Source organism: Arthrobacter sp. CAN_A212 (assembly GCF_015752345.1).
Lineage (GTDB): Bacteria > Actinomycetota > Actinomycetes > Actinomycetales > Micrococcaceae > Arthrobacter_D.
In genome coordinates this window covers 1-1,436 of the sequence record NZ_JADOUT010000072.1, presented here as the reverse complement: position 1 = coordinate 1,436, position 1,436 = coordinate 1, and the positions used below count along the sequence as shown (strand labels likewise).

The window sequence follows — 1,436 nt, the reverse complement described above, 5'->3', positions numbered from 1 at the left end:
AGGCTCTTCATAATTGAGGGTGTAGTCGGGGTCTGAAGCCGCCGGTTTCCAGGAGTGAGCGGGCGATGTAGTTGGCGATATTGCGGAAGCCCAGGGCTGAGCCTCGGAGGTGTTCGAGGCGGCCGTTCATGGCTTCGGTGGGTCCGTTGCTGGTGCCGGGCCGGTCGAAGTACGCCAGGACGTCGGCGGCCCGGCGTTTGAGGGTCCGGCCCAGAGTGCGGATCTCGGTGAGCGCGGCCGGGACACCGTCGCTGACCGATTCGATAAGTGCTTGCATCAACTCGTGTCCTCGGGCCCGGTCCTCGTGCCGGTAGGCAGCAATCATCCGCTGGTAGATGCCCCAGGTTGCCTCGACTTGGACGTGAGTGTCCGTGGTGAACAGGTCGGTGAGGCGTTGTTCCTGTTTGTCGGTGAGCAGGTCCGCCCCCGTATGCAGGGTCCGCCGTGAGCTGTAGAGCGGGTCGCCCTTGCGTCCGCGGTGACCGCAGGTAGCTTGCTGGATCCGGCGTCGGCACCCATCCAACGCGTCCCCGGCGAGACGGACGACGTGGAACGGGTCCATGACCGCCACCGCGCTGGGAAGCTCCTCGGCGGCCGCGGTTCTGAAGCCGGTGAATCCGTCCATGGCGACGACTTCCACCCCGTCCCGCCACGCCTGTGGGCGTTTGGCTAACCACTGCTTGAACACGGCCTTTGAGCGGCCCTCGACCATGTCCAACAACCTTGACGGCCCAGTCTTTTCGCGAATCGGCGTGAGATCGATGATGACGGTCACGTACTTGTCCCCGCGGCGGGTATGCCGCCACACGTGCTCATCGACGCCGATCACCTTCACCCCGTCGAACCGGTCCGGGTCATCGATCAAGACCCGCTTTCCCTCGGCCAGGACCGCGGTGTTCGCGGTATTCCACGACACCCCAAGGCCCTCGGCGACCCGGGCGACGGTGAGGTGTTGACACACGATCCCGGCCAGCGCCCAGCGCAGGCCCCGTCGGGAGAGTTTCGCCCGCGGCTCGGCGGCCTTAGCGGTGTCCTGCCGCCACACGTGAGCGCATCCGGTGCACCGGTAGCGGCGGACCCGGATCAGCAGCGTCGTTGGCCGCCAGCCGAACGGTTCGTGCGCCAGGCGCCGGGTCACCATGTCCCGTGCAGCGCCTTGGGCTCCGCAGCGCCGGCACCACGAGTCCGGTTCCACTACCTCGCAAACCAGCACCGCACCATCGGGCTTCACCTCCTGACCGATGGCTTCCAGACCGAGTTCATCGAGTCGGCAGAACGTGCTCAGATCGGGTGCAGCGAAGGTAGCGTTGAACACGTTGAGGTCTTCCGGATGGCGAGCGTGAGAACTTCCATCATCGGAAGGCCTCGACCCCTATCCCGTGACCGACGCGCCCATCCCGCTCACACCCCGACTACACCCTCAATTGCGATGAGCC

Annotated in this window: 1 protein-coding gene; it reads right to left on the bottom strand. The window is 65.9% G+C overall.

The features are described 5' to 3' along the window. Nucleotides 1-7 precede the first annotated feature (7 nt). Nucleotides 8-1,315, bottom strand: coding sequence for an ISL3 family transposase (locus IWX64_RS16815; RefSeq protein ID WP_196868266.1), 1,308 nt, complete (start codon nt 1,313-1,315; stop codon nt 8-10). Between the last annotated feature and the right edge of the window lie 121 nt (nt 1,316-1,436).